At 71.3% G+C, this 17,375-nt stretch carries 17 protein-coding genes; 4 read left to right on the forward strand and 13 right to left on the reverse strand.

Annotated features, from left to right (window positions below):
- Window positions 1-76: 76 nt before the first annotated feature.
- The 6 genes from accC to cutA all read right to left on the reverse strand — a co-directional run bounded on the left by accC (window position 77) and on the right by cutA (window position 6,122).
- Complete coding sequence (gene accC, locus QFW77_RS18220; protein ID WP_280576273.1) at window positions 77-1,444, reverse strand: acetyl-CoA carboxylase biotin carboxylase subunit; 1,368 nt, start codon at window positions 1,442-1,444, stop codon at window positions 77-79.
- A gap of 159 nt (window positions 1,445-1,603) precedes the next feature.
- Window positions 1,604-2,083 carry an acetyl-CoA carboxylase biotin carboxyl carrier protein gene (gene accB / locus QFW77_RS18225; RefSeq protein ID WP_280576275.1) on the reverse strand — a complete coding sequence of 160 codons (480 nt, stop codon included), beginning with the start codon at window positions 2,081-2,083 and terminating at the stop codon, window positions 1,604-1,606.
- A gap of 95 nt (window positions 2,084-2,178) precedes the next feature.
- Window positions 2,179-2,628: a type II 3-dehydroquinate dehydratase gene (gene aroQ / locus QFW77_RS18230; protein ID WP_280576276.1), complete on the reverse strand. Its 450-nt coding sequence runs from the start codon at window positions 2,626-2,628 to the stop codon at window positions 2,179-2,181.
- 139 nt (window positions 2,629-2,767) lie between these two features.
- Window positions 2,768-3,364, reverse strand: coding sequence for a TlpA family protein disulfide reductase (locus QFW77_RS18235; protein ID WP_280576277.1), 597 nt, complete (start codon window positions 3,362-3,364; stop codon window positions 2,768-2,770).
- Window positions 3,364-5,796: a protein-disulfide reductase DsbD gene (locus QFW77_RS18240; protein ID WP_280576278.1), complete on the reverse strand. Its 2,433-nt coding sequence runs from the start codon at window positions 5,794-5,796 to the stop codon at window positions 3,364-3,366. Before QFW77_RS18240 ends, QFW77_RS18235 begins: the two co-directional genes overlap by 1 nt.
- Window positions 5,793-6,122, reverse strand: a complete 330-nt coding sequence (cutA, locus tag QFW77_RS18245; protein WP_280576279.1) for a divalent-cation tolerance protein CutA — start codon at window positions 6,120-6,122, stop codon at window positions 5,793-5,795. Before cutA ends, QFW77_RS18240 begins: the two co-directional genes overlap by 4 nt.
- A 148-nt stretch (window positions 6,123-6,270) precedes the next feature.
- Between cutA and QFW77_RS18250 the strand changes: the two genes are divergently transcribed.
- The 3 genes from QFW77_RS18250 (at window position 6,271) to groL (ending at window position 9,037) form a co-directional block, all read left to right on the forward strand.
- Window positions 6,271-6,756: an acyloxyacyl hydrolase gene (locus QFW77_RS18250; protein ID WP_280576280.1), complete on the forward strand. Its 486-nt coding sequence runs from the start codon at window positions 6,271-6,273 to the stop codon at window positions 6,754-6,756.
- Window positions 6,757-6,949: 193 nt separating this feature from the next.
- On the forward strand, window positions 6,950-7,240 hold the full coding sequence (groES, locus tag QFW77_RS18255; RefSeq protein WP_280576281.1) for a co-chaperone GroES: 291 nt from the start codon (window positions 6,950-6,952) through the stop codon (window positions 7,238-7,240).
- 147 nt (window positions 7,241-7,387) lie between these two features.
- Window positions 7,388-9,037: a chaperonin GroEL gene (gene groL / locus QFW77_RS18260; RefSeq protein ID WP_280576283.1), complete on the forward strand. Its 1,650-nt coding sequence runs from the start codon at window positions 7,388-7,390 to the stop codon at window positions 9,035-9,037.
- A 158-nt stretch (window positions 9,038-9,195) separates the two neighbouring features.
- On the opposite strand, the gene QFW77_RS18265 is transcribed toward groL, so the two are convergent.
- The 7 genes from QFW77_RS18265 to QFW77_RS18295 form a co-directional block, all read right to left on the reverse strand.
- Window positions 9,196-9,606 (reverse strand): hypothetical protein, encoded by a 411-nt coding sequence (locus QFW77_RS18265; protein ID WP_280576285.1) that lies wholly within the window; start codon window positions 9,604-9,606, stop codon window positions 9,196-9,198.
- Between the two features lie 107 nt (window positions 9,607-9,713).
- A complete protein-coding gene (locus QFW77_RS18270) occupies window positions 9,714-11,195 on the reverse strand; it encodes an MACPF domain-containing protein (RefSeq protein ID WP_280576287.1) in 1,482 nt (493 codons plus the stop codon).
- On the reverse strand, window positions 11,185-11,931 hold the full coding sequence (locus tag QFW77_RS18275) for a hypothetical protein (protein WP_280576289.1): 747 nt from the start codon (window positions 11,929-11,931) through the stop codon (window positions 11,185-11,187). Before QFW77_RS18275 ends, QFW77_RS18270 begins: the two co-directional genes overlap by 11 nt.
- 11 nt (window positions 11,932-11,942) lie before the next feature.
- Window positions 11,943-12,284, reverse strand: a complete 342-nt coding sequence (locus QFW77_RS18280) for a hypothetical protein (protein ID WP_280576290.1) — start codon at window positions 12,282-12,284, stop codon at window positions 11,943-11,945.
- A gap of 443 nt (window positions 12,285-12,727) precedes the next feature.
- Window positions 12,728-13,729, reverse strand: a complete 1,002-nt coding sequence (locus QFW77_RS18285) for an SDR family oxidoreductase (RefSeq protein ID WP_280576292.1) — start codon at window positions 13,727-13,729, stop codon at window positions 12,728-12,730.
- Window positions 13,726-14,115 (reverse strand): sensory rhodopsin transducer, encoded by a 390-nt coding sequence (locus QFW77_RS18290; RefSeq protein ID WP_280576294.1) that lies wholly within the window; start codon window positions 14,113-14,115, stop codon window positions 13,726-13,728. The genes QFW77_RS18285 and QFW77_RS18290 overlap by 4 nt, the downstream gene beginning before the upstream one ends.
- Before the next feature lie 32 nt (window positions 14,116-14,147).
- On the reverse strand, window positions 14,148-16,010 hold the full coding sequence (locus QFW77_RS18295) for a glycoside hydrolase family 15 protein (protein WP_280576297.1): 1,863 nt from the start codon (window positions 16,008-16,010) through the stop codon (window positions 14,148-14,150).
- Between the two features lie 229 nt (window positions 16,011-16,239).
- Here QFW77_RS18295 and QFW77_RS18300 point away from each other — a divergent pair, with 229 nt between their 5' ends.
- On the forward strand, window positions 16,240-17,367 hold the full coding sequence (locus tag QFW77_RS18300; RefSeq protein WP_280576299.1) for a UDP-N-acetylglucosamine--N-acetylmuramyl-(pentapeptide) pyrophosphoryl-undecaprenol N-acetylglucosamine transferase: 1,128 nt from the start codon (window positions 16,240-16,242) through the stop codon (window positions 17,365-17,367).
- The last annotated feature ends 8 nt before the right edge of the window (window positions 17,368-17,375 follow it).

Genomic DNA, 17,375 nt, shown 5'->3' on the forward strand with positions numbered 1-17,375 from the left:
CCGGCGGTCGAGACCCCGGCCGGACCGGTCGAGTTCCGCTGACGGCGGCGCGGCCGCGCCCCGCCGGGCGCGGCCGTCAACCGATCGCCAGCGACTTGTCGCGGCGCTCGGCCAGGCGCTTCTCCAGGTAGTGGATGTTGCGGCCGCCGGCCTGGAAGCCGCCGTCGCGCATGATCCGCTGCTGCAGCGGGATATTGGTGCGGATCCCGTCGATCACCATCTCGTTGAGCGCCACCCGCATCCGGCAGATCGCCTGCTCGCGGTCGGCGCCGTGGACGATCAGCTTGCCGATCATCGAGTCGTAGTTGGCCGGCACCCGATAGCCTTCGTAGATGTGCGAATCGACCCGCACGCCGGGCCCGCCGGCGGCGTGGAAGTGCTGGATCAGGCCGGGCGAGGGCATGAAGCTGTCGGGGTCCTCGGCGTTGATCCGGCACTCGATGGCGTGGCCGCGCAGCACCACGTCCTCCTGCCGGATCGAGAGCGGCCGGCCGGCGGCGATCAGCAGCTGCTCGCGCACCAGGTCGATCCCGGTCACCATCTCGGTGACCGGGTGCTCCACCTGGATGCGGGTGTTCATCTCGATGAAATAGAAGCGTCCGTCCTCGTACAGGAACTCGAAGGTGCCGGCGCCGCGGTAGCCGATGCGCAGGCAGGCCTCGACGCAGACCTTGCCGATCGCGGCGCGCTGCTCCTCGCTGATTCCGGGCGCGGGCGCCTCTTCCACCACCTTCTGGTGGCGGCGCTGCATCGAGCAGTCGCGCTCGCCCAGGTGGATCGCGTTGCCCTGGCCGTCGGCCAGCACCTGGATCTCGACGTGGCGCGGATTCTCCAGGAACTTCTCCATGTAGACCATGTCGTTGCCGAACGCGGCCTTGGCTTCCTGCTTGGTGGTCGACACCGCGGCCGACAGCGCCGCCTCGGTATGCACCACGCGCATGCCGCGGCCGCCGCCGCCGCCGGCGGCCTTGACGATCACCGGGTAGCCGATCTCGCGGGCGATGGCGATGTTGGCCTCGGCATCTTCGCCGAGCGGGCCGCCGCTGCCGGGCACGCACGGCACCCCGGCCTCCTTCATCGCCCGGATCGCCTCCACCTTGTCGCCCATCAGGCGGATGGTCTCGGCCTTGGGGCCGATGAAGACGAAGCCGGACTGCTCCACCCGTTCGGCGAAGTCGGCGTTCTCGCTGAGAAAACCGTAGCCGGGATGGATCGCCTGGGCGTCGGTGACCTCGGCCGCGGCGATGATCGCCGGCATGTCGAGGTAGCTCTGGGCCGACGGCGCCGGGCCGATGCAGACCGACTCGTCGGCCATGGCCACGTGCTTGAGGTTGCGGTCGACGGTCGAATGCACCGCGACCGTGCGGATGCCGAGCGCATGGCAGGCGCGCAGGATGCGCAGCGCGATTTCGCCGCGGTTGGCGATGACGACTTTATCGAGCATGGGAAGGCCGTGATTGGTGATTCGCGATTGGTGATTCGTAGAGGGCGGCATCCTCGCGGACGTCGCTGCGGCTGTCTTCGATGGTCCTGATCAAGGCGTTGGGACGGGCGCGGTGGTGGGGGCGCTCCTGCGAATCACCAATCACCAGTCCCCGCTCTTTCAGCCGATCACGAACAGCGGCTGGTCGAACTCCACCGGCTGGCCGTTCTCGCAGAGGATCGCCACCACGGTGCCGGACACGTCGGCCTCGATCGGGTTGAACATCTTCATCGCCTCGATGATGCCCAGGGTCTCGCCGGCCTTGACGCTCTGGCCGACGCTGACGAAGGCGGGCTTGTCGGGAGACGGGGAGGCATAGTAGGTGCCGACCATCGGCGACTTGACGGTATGGCCGTCCGCGGCCGGCGCGGCATCGCCGGGGTCGGCCGGGGCGCGTCCGCCGGTGGCGGCCTCGACCGGCGACTGCATCGGCATCGCCGCCTCGGGGCGTGGCGGCGGCGGCGCGACCGCATGTGCGGTCGCCGTTCCGGTGGGCATGCGCGACAGGCGCACCGACTCCTCGCCCTCCTTGATCTCGATCTCCGAGAGGTTGGATTCCTCCAGCAGGTCGATCAGCTTCTTGATTTTTCGCAGGTCCATGGCGGGCCTCGTGGTTCTCGGTCGGGAAGGGCGGGCTCAGGCGGCCGGCGCGGGGCGCGCGGCCAGCGGGGCGAGGCGGATACGGGGACTGTCGCTCATGCCGGGCCCCCGGGCAGGCGGGCCAGCGCCGCGTCGAGCGCGTAGCGGTAGCTGTCGGCGCCGAAACCGCAGATCACGCCCACCGCCAGGTCGCTGAAATGGCTGGTATGCCGGAACGGCTCGCGGGCGTGGGGGTTGGAGAGGTGGATCTCGACGAACGGGATCGCCACCGCCGCCAGCGCGTCGCGCAGGGCCACCGAGGTGTGGGTGAAGGCCGCGGGATTGATCAGGACGAAGGCGGTGCCGTCGTCGCGGGCCGCCTGCACCCGCTCCACCAGCACGTGCTCGGCGTTGGACTGCAGGCTGTCCAGGGTGTGGCCGGCGTCGGCGGCGCGGCGCGCCAGGTCCGCGTCGATCTCCGCCAGCGTGGTGCGCCCGTAGACCTCCGGCTCGCGGGTGCCGAGCAGGTTGAGGTTGGGACCATGCAGGAGCAGCAATCGGGCCATGCGGAGACCGGCGCAAACAGGCGCGCAGTCTGCGGCAACCGCGGTTTGGTGTCCAGTTCGCCGATCTTCGGCGAATTTAAGCGGTCGTTTGAGTTTCGGGTCGGCCCTTCCGGCGCCCGGCCCGCACGTGCGCCAGGGCTCAGGGCCGCGCCCAGGCGTCGATCTCGCCGTGCGCGAACGGCCCGATCCGCTGCTTCAGCACCCGGCCATCGGCCGAGACCAGCACCGAGTAGGGCAGCACCCCGCGCGGGTTGCCCAGGCGCACGCCGGCGTCGGCGTTGCCGGGCGCGTCGATCGCCAAGGGGTAGCTCACCGGCACCCGCTCGAGAAAGCCGCGCACCGCGTCGGCCTCGTCCAGGGCGATGCCCAGCACCCGGGTGCCGTCCGCGCCCTGGGCGCGGGCGTACCGGTCCAGCTCCGGCATCTCCTCGATGCACGGCCCGCACCAGCTCGCCCAGACGTTCACCAGCAGCGGCCGCCCGGCGAAATCGTCCGGCAGCACGAAGCGGCCGCCATCGAGCGCGGCCACCTCGAATGCGGGCACCGCTCCGCCGCGCTCGGCCACTGCCACGCCCGCGGGCGGCGCGGGCGCGTCGGCCTGCAGCACCCGCTGCGCCAGGCGCTGGCCGGGTTCGGTGCGCAGCAGCGGCCCGGGCCCGGTGGTGAGCAGGCTGGCCGCCACCCCCAGCGCGCCGGCGGTCACGGCCACCAGCACCACCTTGGTACTTCCGCGCATCAGCGCGCCTCCGCCGTCGGCGCCGCGCGGCGCACGCGCGCCGCGAACAGCGGCGCCTTCTCGAAGCCGAACAGCCGCAGCGCGCGCCGTTCCTCGCCACCGACGAAGAACAGCGTCGCCGGCGGCCCGACGATCCCGAAGCGGCGCATCAGCGCCTGGTCCTCGGCATCGTTGGCGGTCACGTCCGCCTTGAGCAGCACGAACCCGGCCAGCGCCTGGTGCACCTCCGGCTCGGTGAAGGTGTACTTCTCCATCTCCTTGCAGGCCACGCACCAGTCGGCATAGAAGTCGAACATCAGCGGCCGGCCGGCGGCCTGCGCCGCGGCGACCTCGCGGTCGAGGTCGGCGACGGTCTTGATGGTGCGGAACGGCAGTTCCGCCTGGAGCGGCGCGCCGCCCAGGGCCCCCGCCAGCGGCTGCAGCGGATCGCGGCCGCCGCCGAGCGCGCCGAGCAGCTGCGCGGCGCCGACCACCGCCAGCACCAGGCCGGCGAAGCGCGCCAGCAGCCGCGCGCGCGGGGTCTGCTGGGTCGCGGTGAACGCCCAGGCCGCCGCGGCCAGCGCCAGCAGCCCGTACAGCGCCAGGGTCACCGGGCCCGGCACGATCCGCGAGAGCATCCACACCGCCAGCCCCAGGAACACCAGCCCGAACACGCGCTGCACCCCGACCATCCAGGGTCCGCTGGTGGGCAGCCCGCGCCCCGCCGCCACCCCGAACGCGAGCAGCGGCAGGCCCATCCCCATGGCCAGCACGAACAGCGCGGTGCCGCCCAGCACCGGATCGCCGCTCTCGCCGATATAGAGGACGGCCGCCGCCAGCGGCGGGGCCACGCAGGGGCCGACGATCAGCGCCGACAGCGCGCCCATCGCCGCCACCCCCGCCAGCGAGCCGCCGCGCTGGCGATCGGTGAGCGCGCCCAGGCGCGCGCGCAGCGCGGCCGGCAGCTGCAGCTCGTACAGCCCGAACTGCGACAGCGCCAGCGCCACGAACAGCAGCGCGAACAGGGCGACGATCCACGGCGTCTGGAACGCGATCTGCAGATTGGCGCCGAGCAGCGCCGCCACCACCCCGGCGGCGGTGAACACCAGCGCGTTGGCCAGCACGTAGACGAACGACAGCAGCAGTGCGCGGCCGGTGCCCAGGCGGGTGCCGGCGCCGGCGATCAGCCCCGACAGGATCGGGATCATCGGCAGCACGCAGGGCGTGAACGCCAGCAGCAGGCCGGCGCCGAAGAACCCGAGCAGGGTGAGCAGCCGGTCGGGTCCGGCCAGCGCCGCGGCGAGGCGGCTGTCGTCGGCCAGCTCGGCCTCGGGGGCGGCCCCGCCCGGTGGCACGGTCGCCGCGCCGCCGGCTGCGGCCGCGCCGGTGGAATTCGCGGCCAGGGCCGGGACGGATCCGCCGGTCTGCCCGGCCGGGCTCCGGGGCGCGTCCGGAGCGGCCGCCGGGGCCGCATCGCCGCCGGCGGCGGCGCCGGCCGCAGCCGGCGGCGGTTCGGCGCCGGCCGGGACGGTGGCCGCAGGCAGCGCCACCGTCACCGTGCGCGTCATCGGCGGGTAGCAGATGCCCTCGTCCTGGCAGCCCTGGAAGGTGGCGGTGAGCGCGACCTCGGCGGCGTCGCCGTGGCTGCGGCGCAGCGGCAGCGGCACGTGCACCTGCTCGAAATACACCACCACCTCGCCGAAGTATTCGTCGTGGTGGTCGCTGCCGGCCGGCCAGCGCGGCGCGCCCGCGGCGATGCCGGCGTCGCCGGCGATGCGGAACTCGCTGCGATCGCGGTACAGGTAGTAGCCGGGCGCCGGCGTGAAGCGCATCAGGATGGCGTCGCCATCGCCGGCGATGGCCTCGAAGCCGAACGCGCGTTCCGGCGGCAGCGGCTGCGCCGCGAGGCCGGCGAGGCCCGGCGGCTGCCCGCCCCCCGCGCCCAGCGCACGGCCCAGGGCGGCGAAGCGGCCGCCGGCCGCAGCGTCGCCGGCCGCTGCCGCCGCCGGCAGGGCGACGCGCACGGTGCGGGTCTGCGGCGGGTAGCACACCCCGGCATCGGCGCAGCCCTGGAACTTCACTTCCAGCGACAGCGCATCGGCGCCGGCCGGGGCGCTGCCCTCCAGGCTCGCCTCCAGCGCACCGCGATAGGTCTCGACCTCGCCGAAGAACTCGTCGGTATGGCGCTCGCCGTCGGGCAGCCGCAGGCCCGCGGCGTCGAAGCCCTCGGCCGCGGCCGCCATGCGGTGCCGGTACAGGTAGTAACCGTCGGCGACCCGGAAGCGGATCTCGATGCGCTCGCGGCTGGGCGCACGCGCGTCCAGGGCGAACGCCTCGTCGACCGGCAGCAGGTCGTCGGGGTCGACGGCGGCCCAGGCCGGCGCGGCCAGCACTGCGCACAGGCCGAGCAGCGCGGCGGCGGTGCGCCGCCAACGGGGCAGGGGCGGCTTCAAGCCTGCGGCTCCACGGCGGTCTCCAGGGCGACCCAGTCGAGGTAGGCGGGCAGCCCGCCGGCGCTTTCGACCGCGATCACCTCCGGCAGTTCATAGGGATGCAGCGCGACCACCCGCGCGATCAGCGCCTGCAGCCGGCCCGGCGCGGTCTTGGCCAGCAGCAGTACCTCGTCGTCGCGCTGCAGCGCGCCTTCCCAGCGGTACACCGAGCGCACCCCCGGCAGCACGTTGACGCAGGCGGCCAGGCGCTCTTCCACCAGGGCGGTGGCGATGCGGTCGGCGGCGTCGCGGTCGGGACAGGCGCACAGGCAGAGCAGGGCGGGCAAGGCTGGGGCTCCGGGCGGGCGGTATAGGGTATCCGACCGGGCAGCGGCCGCCGCCGCGAAACGCAGCGTGGCGGCCACGGAACGCGCCGGCCTGCCGTCCGCGGCGGCGCCGGTTTAAGCTGTGCGGCCCGTTCATCGCCGCCCTGCCATGTCCAAGTCCCACCTGCTGTCGCTCGCGCTCCTCGCCGCCCTGCCCCTGCTCGCCCCCGCCCGGGCCCAGGCACAGGTGGAGGTCGCCGCGGGCGCCTCCGCCACCCGCGACAACGAGACCACCGCGGTGGCCTCGGTGGCCTGGCTGCCCGAATTTCGGCCCCTGTCCAGCGCGGTGCTGCGCTGGGAGCTGGGCGCGATCCACGTGCGCGGACGCGACGACACCCGCTACGACCTGGAGGACGAGGTCACCGTCGCCCACGCCGGGCTGCGCTACGAGCGCACCGACAACGGCCTGACCCTGGGCTTCGGGGTCGGCGCCCAGGCCGGCGAGACCGACGCCCTGTCCGGCGACCCCCAGTTCGTCACCACCGCCGGCTGGCGCTGGGGCCGCTTCTCGCTGCTCGGCCGCCACATCTCCAACGCCAGCCTGGACCAGCCCAACGACGGCGAGACCATGCTGGTCGCCGCCTGGCGCTTCTGAGTTCCCGCGCCCGCCCGGGCGCCCTAAAATTTTTTCTTCATCGGGCCTTGAAAGCCCGCGGCGCGGTCCCATCTTGGCTGCATCCCGGCCCGCGCCGGGTTTTGTCGTCCGCCCGAGCTTGGCACTCCCCATGGGAGAGTGCTGGAGTCTCCGAAATTTTTTCAACCCGATCAATCACTTAACGAGGATCGATATGAGCAATATCAAGCCGCTGCACGACCGCGTGGTCATCAAGCGTACCGAGGAAGAGAAGATGTCCGCTGGCGGCATCGTGATCCCCGATTCGGCCACCGAAAAGCCGATCCGCGGCGAAGTGGTCGCCGTGGGCGAGGGCAAGGCCCTGGACAACGGCACCGTGCGCGCCCCCAAGGTCAAGGCCGGCGACCAGGTGCTGTTCGGCAAGTACAGCGGCACCGAGGTCAAGCTCGACGGCACCGACTACCTGGTGGTCCGCGAGGACGACATCTTCGCGATCCTCGGCTGACGCCGAGGCGTGATTCGCGATGGGTGATTGGTAGCTCGTCAGAGCGGCTTTCGCCAACGGCCACCTCCACACCCCCGAGTCACGCCCTTCCAGCTTCCACGAATCACGAATCACGAATCACCAATCACGAATACCGGAGTCCCAAACATGGCTGCCAAAGAAATCCGCTTCAGTGAGGATGCGCGCTCCAAGATGCTGCGCGGCGTCAACGCCCTCGCCAATGCCGTCAAGGCCACGCTCGGCCCGAAGGGCCGCAACGTCGTGCTCGAGAAGAGCTACGGCGCCCCCACGATCACCAAGGACGGCGTGTCCGTGGCCAAGGAGATCGAGCTGGCCGACAAGTTCGAGAACATGGGCGCGCAGATGGTGAAGGAAGTCGCTTCCAAGACTTCCGACATCGCCGGCGACGGCACCACCACCGCCACCGTGCTGGCGCAGGCGCTGATCCGCGAGGGCATGAAGGCGGTCGCCGCCGGCATGAACCCGATGGATCTCAAGCGCGGCATCGACAAGGCCGTGATCGCCGCCGTCGAGGAGCTCAAGAACATCAGCAAGCCCACCGCCGACGACAAGGCCATCGCCCAGGTCGGCACCATCTCGGCCAACTCCGACGAGTCCGTCGGCACCATCATCGCCGATGCGATGAAGAAGGTCGGCAAGGAAGGCGTGATCACGGTCGAGGAAGGCTCAGGGCTCGACAACGAGCTCGACGTGGTCGAGGGCATGCAGTTCGACCGCGGCTACCTGTCGCCGTACTTCATCAACAACCAGCAGTCGATGTCGGCCGAGCTGGACGATCCCTTCATCCTGCTGCACGACAAGAAGATCTCCAACGTCCGCGACCTGCTGCCCGTCCTCGAGGGCGTGGCCAAGGCCGGCAAGCCGCTGCTGATCGTCGCCGAGGAAGTCGAGGGCGAGGCCCTGGCCACGCTCGTCGTCAACACCATCCGCGGCATCGTCAAGGTCTGCGCCGTCAAGGCCCCGGGCTTCGGCGATCGTCGCAAGGCGATGCTGGAAGACATGGCCGTGCTGACCGGCGGCACCGTGATCTCCGAGGAAGTCGGCCTGCAGCTGGAGAAGGCGACCATCAACGACCTGGGCCGCGCCAAGAAGGTGCAGGTGACCAAGGAGAACACCACCATCATCGACGGCGCCGGCGAGACCTCCGGCATCGAGTCGCGCATCAAGCAGATCAAGGCGCAGATCGAGGAGACCTCCTCCGACTACGACCGCGAGAAGCTGCAGGAGCGCGTGGCCAAGCTGGCCGGCGGCGTGGCGGTGATCAAGGTCGGCGCCTCGACCGAGATCGAGATGAAGGAGAAGAAGGCCCGCGTCGAGGACGCCCTGCACGCCACCCGTGCGGCGGTCGAGGAGGGCGTGGTGCCGGGCGGCGGCGTCGCCCTGATCCGCGCGCTGCAGGCCCTGGGCGAGCTGAAGGGCGCCAACGAGGACCAGAACCACGGCATCAACATCGCCAAGCGCGCCATGGAGGCCCCGCTGCGCGAGATCGTCGCCAACTGCGGCGAGGAGCCGAGCGTGGTGCTCAACCAGGTCAGCAGCGGCGAAGGCAACTACGGCTACAACGCCGCGACCGGCGAGTACGGCGACATGATCGCGTTCGGCATCCTGGACCCGACCAAGGTCACCCGTTCGGCGCTGCAGAACGCGGCCTCGATCGCCGGCCTGATGATCACCACCGAGGCCATGGTGGCCGAGCTGCCGAAGAAGGAAGAGCCGGCCGGCGGTGGCGGCGGCGGCATGGGCGGCATGGGCGGTATGGGCGGCATGGATTTCTGATCCGGCCGGGCGCCCTCCGGACGTCTCCCTCTCCCGCTCGCGGGAAAGGGCCGGACCGGGGGCGCCCCCGCCCGCAGTCGCAGGCAGAAACGCCCCGCAGCAATGCGGGGCGTTTTTTGTTCTTTCCCCAGCGCGGGGGAAGGTGGCTGCGCCGGAGCTTACGGCTGGTAGCGCGACCCGCTGACGAATTCCCTGGGGGTGATCGTCGAGAGCACGCAGTGGTACGGATTGTCGTCGGTCGGGTCCTTCACCACCGCGACCGCGCGTCGCTGAGCGCGAAGATCCCCCAGCGTGGTGACGCACGCATGGGCGTTGGGCAGCGGCTGTCGAAGCTGGCTGAAGGTCACGTTCCGATCGTCGCTGCAGCTGACGCTGAGGTTGGACATGTCTTCATCGGGGTCGGCAGCGGGCGACGAGCCTGCGCCGATCGCCTTGGCGTTGCACGGTGCGGCGCCGTTGAATCCGCGGACGATCTTGGCCGCCGGGTCGCTCACGGAGTTTCCGGCGTGGCCGGCGCCGACGACCAGCGCGATGGCGGCGAGCAGGGGGAGGGATCGGTAGGTGTTCATGTGGGCATCTCCGTATCAAAGGGTGGGAGGGCAGTGACGCCCGGCGCAAGCGAAGGCGCTGGGGCGCGGTGGAGCGGGGGACGACGCGTGTGTGGTGGCGAGCCGGATCAGAGCAGGTCGCGGAGCAGCGCCCTGTTGGCGGACGCGACGTAGGCGCGCATGTCGAGGATCGTGAAGTTGCGGGTGATGTCGGTATGCGCCAGCTCGTCGATGATGCTGTCGCATCGCTGCGCCAGCGGCTCCGGCAGGAAACGCGTGATCGGGACCAGATGCCGGTTCTCGATGACGTCCCAGAACCTCACCGACGCGACGCTTTGCACCCATTTGCCCTGATCGTTGGCCAATCCCATGCTCGCGCTGCCGCCGATCGGGCGAATGCGCTCCTGCCGGAGCTGGGTGATGTGGCGGTTGCTGTTGAACTCGGTGTTGGACTGGCCGTATCCCACGTCGGCGACCAGGCGGCCCTTGGAGGTCTGCACGTCGGCGGCAGCGCCGAACTCGAACTGCCGCAGGAACTGGGTCTGCTCCTCGACGTCCTCGGTGCGTACCTCCAGGGTGCGGATGCGCATGCCGCCGAGCAGGACCTCGCAAGGGAAGAAGTAGCCGAACGACCGGAACACCTGCTCATGCAGTGCCCGGTACTGCTCCTGGCGACCGCCACGACTGGCCAGGGCGCGTTCGACCGCGCGCACCAGACTGTCGGAGACGCGCAGGTCGTCCTCCGGATGCATCGACAGCACCACCTTGGCCACCACCAGCTGATCCAGCAGGTGGATGGTGGTGACCTCGCCGCGTCTGAGCTGTTCCAGGTCCTGCCGGTACCGGGCATCGAGCCCGAAGCCGGCCAGACTGCCGGAGGCGTTCGCAACGTGGATGCCGCGCTGGCGCAACTCGTGCAGATGCCTGCTGGCGGTGGCGCTTGCGAACCAGTCGACCGGGAAGGCGGCGCTGCCCGAATGCGGCGCGCGGTCGTCGTGGATGTAGACCACCGGTGCTTCGGGTGAGCGCTCGCCGAAATCGCTTGCGCTCGAGTTTGGCCCGATGCGCAGCCCGCGGTTGAGTCGCCGTGCGGTGAACATGGCCTTGACCACGTCCAGCGGAAGCAGTTCGAACTCTTCGGGCGTCTCGATGGCGGTATCGCCGATGACGCTGTTCAAGCCCGCGAGCAAATCCGGTGCGATGGCGCCGCTGGTCAGTCCCCAGTCCAGTGTCCGCGGCGCGATGTCGGGCCTGGTGGGCTTGACCGGTTCGCGTGTGTCCGGTGTGGGCTCTCGCGGCTTCTCGGGCAGGGGCCGGACCTGGAGCGTGTTGCCCTCGCCGATCAGCTCGCCCACGGTCGTGTCGGGCTCGAGTGCAGGGTCGAGGCCGGCATCGCCGAGCAGGAACCGTTCGGCAGGGCGCATCCCGGTCCTGGCGACGAGCAGCTCGCGGGCCCGCTGCAGTGAATCGCCTGGCTCGAGGCGCAGGATGATATTGCGACCGGTGGCGCCTTCGAAAGCGATGGTGATGAGCATGCTGGTGTCTCGATCGGTTGCCGGCAGCGGGCCGGCAGGAGTGGGAAGGGACGGACCGCGCCGATCAGTCGGCATCGACCACGAAGAAGTGCAGACGCAGCCGACCGATGGGGTCCTCGGGGCCGTCCTCGTCTTGCACGTCGATGCGTTCGAACTGCTGCTCGGCTGCGCCGTCGGCCCAGACCACGCCGGCATTGACGCCCAGCGAGCGTTCGCCCGCGGCGGTGACCGCTGCCGCCGCGGGCATCGCCCCGGAGCGCAGGGACCGGGCGGCGGCGGCCGCTGGTGCCGGCGGAAAGCGCGGGTGGTCTGCGTTGAAGACCCGCCCGGCGATCGGGTCCAGATACTGGAGTACCGCCCAGGCATGGATATCGCAGCCCCACAGCCGCTGCAGCGCACCCAGGTCGTGGCTGTCGCCGAGGCGGTCGCGCATCCGGTCGACGGTAATCAGGTGGTTCTGGTGCTGGAAGCGGCGCACGGTCGCCGTGCGGTGGCCCTCGGCGTCGGGTCGATCGACGGCGTACAGCCGATCGACGATCGGTCCGGCGTCGGTTGCGATCCGGAAGCCGAAACCGACCTGCGCCCGCGAGCGGATCTGGATCGACAGCGCCGCGCCGCGGCTCACCGCGACCACATTCCGAAACAGCCGGTCCGGGGCCAGGTTCAGATGCGCATCGGTGAGCATCTCGATGCTTGCGCCCTCGTTGCGGCGCCTGGCGTCGGCGTCGGCGACGTTGAGGCCGAAGCGCACCAGTAGGTTGTCATTGGCGCGCAGCCACTGCGCGGGAGTACCGGAGAGGGACGGGGTCATGGCGGCGCCCCTTATGCCGGCTGGATCGAATACAGCAGGGTGGTTCCCGTCACGGCGAACGTCGCGGTCTGGCCGTTGGGGGCGTAGCGCACCGCGGGGCCGCGTTCGGTCCGACCGGCGATCGCATGCACGCGCGGATGGATCAGATCGCCCACTTTCAGCGGGGGTGCCGGAAATTCCAGTCCGGCCGCATCCAGGCGCCTGCTCTGGTTGATCGGGTATCTGCCACTGTGGCCGGCGGTGGCGTTGTCCCGCGCCCGCTCGATCTCGAACCACATGACGAAGCCTGCGTTGTTGACGCAGGCGATGTGCTGGACGAACAGCTCGGTACTTCCGGATTCGGCGGGGTTCATTGCGTTGGTCCTGTGGCGGCGAGAGGGGATGTTCGAAACGGAGAACGTTTCGCACTCGCAGCTGTGAAACCGGCGAAGCACGCCGCCGCCCTACGCCCAGAACACCGGAACCCCTGGAACCAGATCGCCGCTAAAACGCGACCGCCCCGGCACCCACTCTCCCCTGCACTCGGAACCCTCCCAACCAGAACGCTCCCAGCACGCCCGCAGATCCGCTTGCGCGGCCACCATGGCCCAGGCCAGCGACCGTCGGACCCGCATGGGCGGCTACGGCATCCTTGCCGCCACAACGGTCCGCACTTCTCCGGTGCGAGTGCGCGAGGCCTTCCGGCGGTGCGGCGTTGCTCGGCAGCAGCCCCGGCGCGGGCGAGGCCGTCAGCGACGCAACCGAGTTGAGAGGCCCCTGTCCATCCGAAGTCTGCGCCGTCGTGAACCGGTCGGCGCTAGGAGACCGCCCACCACGCCAACCCAGCGGAGGCGAGCACCGTTGCAATGAGCACAGCCGCAATCGGCGCCCGGTGCATGGTCCAGAACAGCTGCAGGCTGGCGTCGCGTGCCGTGTCGTCGAAACGTCCGTGCGCACCCGGGTCGCCCGGGGGCGGATCGAACAGGTTCCCCGGCCGGGCGGGCTGCGGTTCGCCGGTGGTCTGGCCCTCGTAGCCTGCCTTGCGCAGCTTCAGGTCAGCCGCCCAGGGGGCCAGTTTGTTGCCCCAGATCGTCCTGACCGCGGGCCAGCCCACGCAAACTTCCCTGCGCCCGGCGTAGGCGGCGTAGCGGATCCCGCGCGCGGCCAGTTCCGGCTGGAAAATCGGCGGCACCGGCTGCGCGCGTTCGCCGACCTTGTTGCGCGCCCAGTCGAACTGCGGGGTGTTGAACGCCGACAGCTGCACCATCACCAGGTCCACCGCGCAGCGGTCGTGCATGAGTTCGACGCGCAGCGAGTCGGTGAACCCGCGGACGGCGAACTTCGCCGCGCAGTAGGCCGACTGCAGCGGGATCGCGCGGTAGGCCAGCGCCGAGCCCACCTGGACGATGGTGCCGCGGTTGCGCGCGCGCATCCGCCGCATCGCGGCGAGGGTGCCGTGCACGGTCCCCAGATAGGTGACCTGGGTGACGCGCCGATATTCCTCGGCGCTCACCTCCGACACCGGCGCGAATACCGTCACCATCGCGGAGTTGATCCAGACGCCGATCGGGCCGAGCTCCTCTTCGATGCGCTCGGCCGCCGCCTCCACCGCATCGGCGTCGGCAACGTCGGCAACCACGGGACACGCCTGGCCGCCCAGCGTGCGGACTTCGGCTGCGGCCGTCTGCAGGCGTTCGTGGCCGCGGGCGATCAGCCCCACGCGCGCGCCGTGGCGCGCGAACTCGCAAGCGACCGCGCGGCCCACCCCGGCCGATGCGCCCGTCACCACGACCACCTCCGGCCGGGAGCCCTGGCTCATGTCGACCACGCCATCGTGCTCAACAGCGCCAGCGCCTGTCGCCGGGAATCGAGCCGGGTGTGCTGGACCACCACCGGCACGTCGGACTCGATGACGCTGGCGTAGTCGGTTTCGCGCGGCACCGGCTCGGGATCGTCCAGGTCGTTGAAGCGCAGGTGCAGCGTGCGTCGCGCGGGTACGCGGACCCGGTAAGGACCGGCCGGCTCGCGGTCGGCGAAGTACAGGGTGATGGCCAGGCTGGCGTCGCGGTCGCCGCAGTTGAGCACGCAGGCGGTTTCATGGCCCCTGAAGCGCGGGTCCTGCTCGCCGCCGTCGTCGTCCTGCGGAATGTAGCCTTCCGGAATGACCCAGGTCCGGCGGCCGGGCGGATCCGACGATGGGTGCATGAGGTGGTCCTCCAGGGAAAAGCGCCGTGGCCTCAGGAGCGGCTGCCGCGGTGCGGCTCCTGTTCGGCGAGCAGCGCTTCGGCGCCCTCGTCGGAGCGCGTGGGGACGGACGGGCGCCCCTGGCCGCGCTGCACGTCGGCCAGGATCCGCGCGCTGTTGACCAGGCCGACATGGGTCAGCGCCAGGGGGAGGTTGCCCAGCACGCCATGTTCGGCATGCCACTCCTCCGCCAGCAGGCCGACGTGGTTGCGCAGCGTCAGCAGGCGCTCGAACAGCGCCTTGGCCTCGTCCAGGCACCCGCTCAGTGCCAGGTTGTCGACCAGCCAGAACGAGCAGGGCAGAAACGCCCCCTCGTGCCCAGGCAGCCCGTCGACCTCGATGTCGTTGCGGTAGCGGCGCAGCAGCCCGCCGCTGTCCGGGAGGCAGAGTTCGCCGCGGATCGCCTCGGTGGTGGCTCGCGCCTCCGGCGAGTCGGGCGCGACGAAGCCGACCAGCGGCAACAGCAGCAGGCTGGCATCCAGGTCGGGCGCACCGTAGCGCTGCACGAAGACGCCGCGCTCGCGATCGAAACCGTGGCGCATGATGTCCTCGCGGATCGCCTCGCAGGTGCGCCGCCAGGCATCGGTGGGGCCGTCCACCCGGCGTTCGCGCGCGGCCCGCAGCCCGCGATCGAACGCCACCCACGCCATCGCCTTGGAATGGACGAAGTGGGCCGGATCGCCGCGCATTTCCCATATGCCGTGGTCCGGCTCGCGCCAGCGCTCGGTCAACTCGTCGAGCAGCGCCACCTGCAGGTCCCAGGCCTCGTCGGCGATCTCCAGCCCGCTCTGCCGGGCCAGATGCAGCACGTCCATGACCTGCCCCCGCGTGTCCAGCTGCAGCTGGGCGCTGGCGCCGTTGCCGATCCTGACCGGGCGCGAATCCCGATGCCCGGGCAGCCAGTCCAGTTCGCGTTCCTCCAGCTCGGTGCTGCCGTCCACCCGATACAGGACATGCATCGTGAACGGATCGTCGCGCACCGACCGGACCAGCCAGTCGCGCCACTTCCGCGCCTCGTCGCGGTAGCCGGTGCCGAGCAGTGCCAGCAGGCTGAACGCCGCATCGCGCAGCCAGCAATAGCGATAGTCCCAGTTGCGCACCCCGCCCGGCACTTCCGGCAGCGATGTGGTGGGGGCGGCGACGATGCCGCCGCTGGGCTCGTAGATCAGCCCCTTCAGGGTCAGCAGCGAGCGCACCACTGCGTCGCGCCAGGGACCCTCGTAGCGGCAGCGCGCGGCCCAGTCGCACCACCAGCGGTGGCAGCTCTCGAGCGCGGCCTCCGGGTCCAGCGGCGGGTCCGGCGGCGAGCGGGCGTCCAGGGTCATCGCGAAGGTGACGCGTTCGCCCGGGCCGATATCGAATTCGGCGATCACCTCGCCGTCCTCCTCGATCCGCAGCGGGACCGACGCATCCAGCGCCACGGCCTGGTCGTCGCCGGATGCGAGCACGACGCCGCCGCGGCGCGCGAATTCCGGCCGTTGGCGCCCGTAGCCGAAGCGCGGCCGGAAACGGGAACGCATCCGCACCCGTCCGGCAGTCCCGTGCACCACCCGCACCAGTTCCGCGCAGTCCCGGTCGGTCGGCATGCAGTCGGACACCACCACGCGGCCGTCGCCGCATTCCATTTCGGTGTCCACGATCAGGGTATCGCCGCGATAGCGCTGGCGAGTCCGGGCCGTACCCCCTGCAGGCGCCAGCCACCAGCCGCCGTGCTCAGGCCGGCCCAGCAGCGCGGCGAAGCAGGCCGGCGAGTCGAAGCGGGGCAGGCACAGCCAGTCGATGGCGCCGCGGCAGTCGACCAGCGCGGCGCCCCGGCCGTTGCCGAGGAAGGCGTGTTCGTGCGCGGGCGATACCACGATCGGCCTCTCGCTTCGCTGCTGCGTTCCCGTGCAGCGGGTTCGGGAAGGGCGATCGAGGTTACGGGGCCGGTCGTGATGCTGGTATCAACCGGGCAGCAGCCGCATCGCGCGCGGCATCGCGTCGACCGCTGCCATGTCGAGCCTGCGGCAGCACCGGCGGAGTGCGGCGATGTCTCTGTTGCGCTTCGCTTATAGTCGCTTCCCTGGTTTTCCGCGGAACGCGAAGATGCTGCGCCCGACGCCACCGCCCGCCACCATCGCCCTGGCCGCCGGCGGCACCGGCGGCCACCTGTTTCCGGCCGAAGCGCTCGCGCGCGAGCTGCTCGCGCGCGGTCACGCAGCGGTGATCTACACCGAACGCCGCGGCGCCGCCTATACGCAGGCCCTGGAAGGGCTGCCGCACGTGGTGCTCCCGGCGCGCAGCCTGGCCGGCGGCATCGGCGGCAAGCTCGCGGCCGTCGCCACCATCGCGCGCGCAGCGTCGCAGGCGCGCCGCGACCTGAAACGCCGCGGTGCGGCGCTGATGGTCGGCTTCGGCGGCTATCCGAGCTTCGCGCCGGCACTGGCGGCGCGCAGCCTCGGTCTGCCGCTGCTGCTGCACGAGCAGGCCACGCGGCTGAGCCTGGCCAACCGGCAGCTGCTGCGTTTCGCCTCCGGCGTGGCGACCTCGTTCCCGGGCATCGAAGGCGCGGAGGGTTTCGACCCGGCGCGGATCGTCGAGACCGGCAACCCGGTGCGCCGCGCGATTCTCGAGGCGCGTGCGCCGTATCCTCCGCTGGCGCCGGACGCGCCGCTGCGGCTACTGGTGGTCGGCGGCAGCCAGAGCGCGCGGGTGTTCGGCGAGATCGTGCCACCGGCGCTGCTGATGCTGCCGGAGCCGGTACGCGCGCGCCTGCGCCTGGCGCTGCAGTACAAGGGCGAGGACGCCGGCGAGATCGCGGCGCGCCTGGCCGCTGCCGGCATCCACGCCGAGGTGCAGCCGTTCTTCGACGACATGGGCGCGCGCCTGCGCGATGCCCACCTGGTGATCACGCGCGCCGGCGCCACCACCGCCGCGGACCTGCTGACGGTCGGCCGCCCGGCGATCCTGGTGCCGATCCCGCAGGGCGGCTCGCGCCTGGAGCAGCGCCGCAACGCCGAGGCGCTGGCGGCAGCCGGGGTCGGCTGGTGCCTGCCGGAGCCGGAACTTTCCGCGCAGTCGCTGGCCGAGATGCTGGACGGGCTGTTCGCCGAGCCGGCGCGCCTGCAGCGCGCCGCACAGGCCGCCGCCGCGCTCGGCCGGCCCGGCGCCGCCGCCGCGCTCGCCGACCTGGTGGAGCGGATGCTGGCCGGGCGGCCCCCGGCCGCCGACTGACACGCTCA

The sequence above is a fragment of the Luteimonas endophytica genome (genome assembly GCF_029887875.1).
Lineage (GTDB): Bacteria > Pseudomonadota > Gammaproteobacteria > Xanthomonadales > Xanthomonadaceae > Luteimonas > Luteimonas endophytica.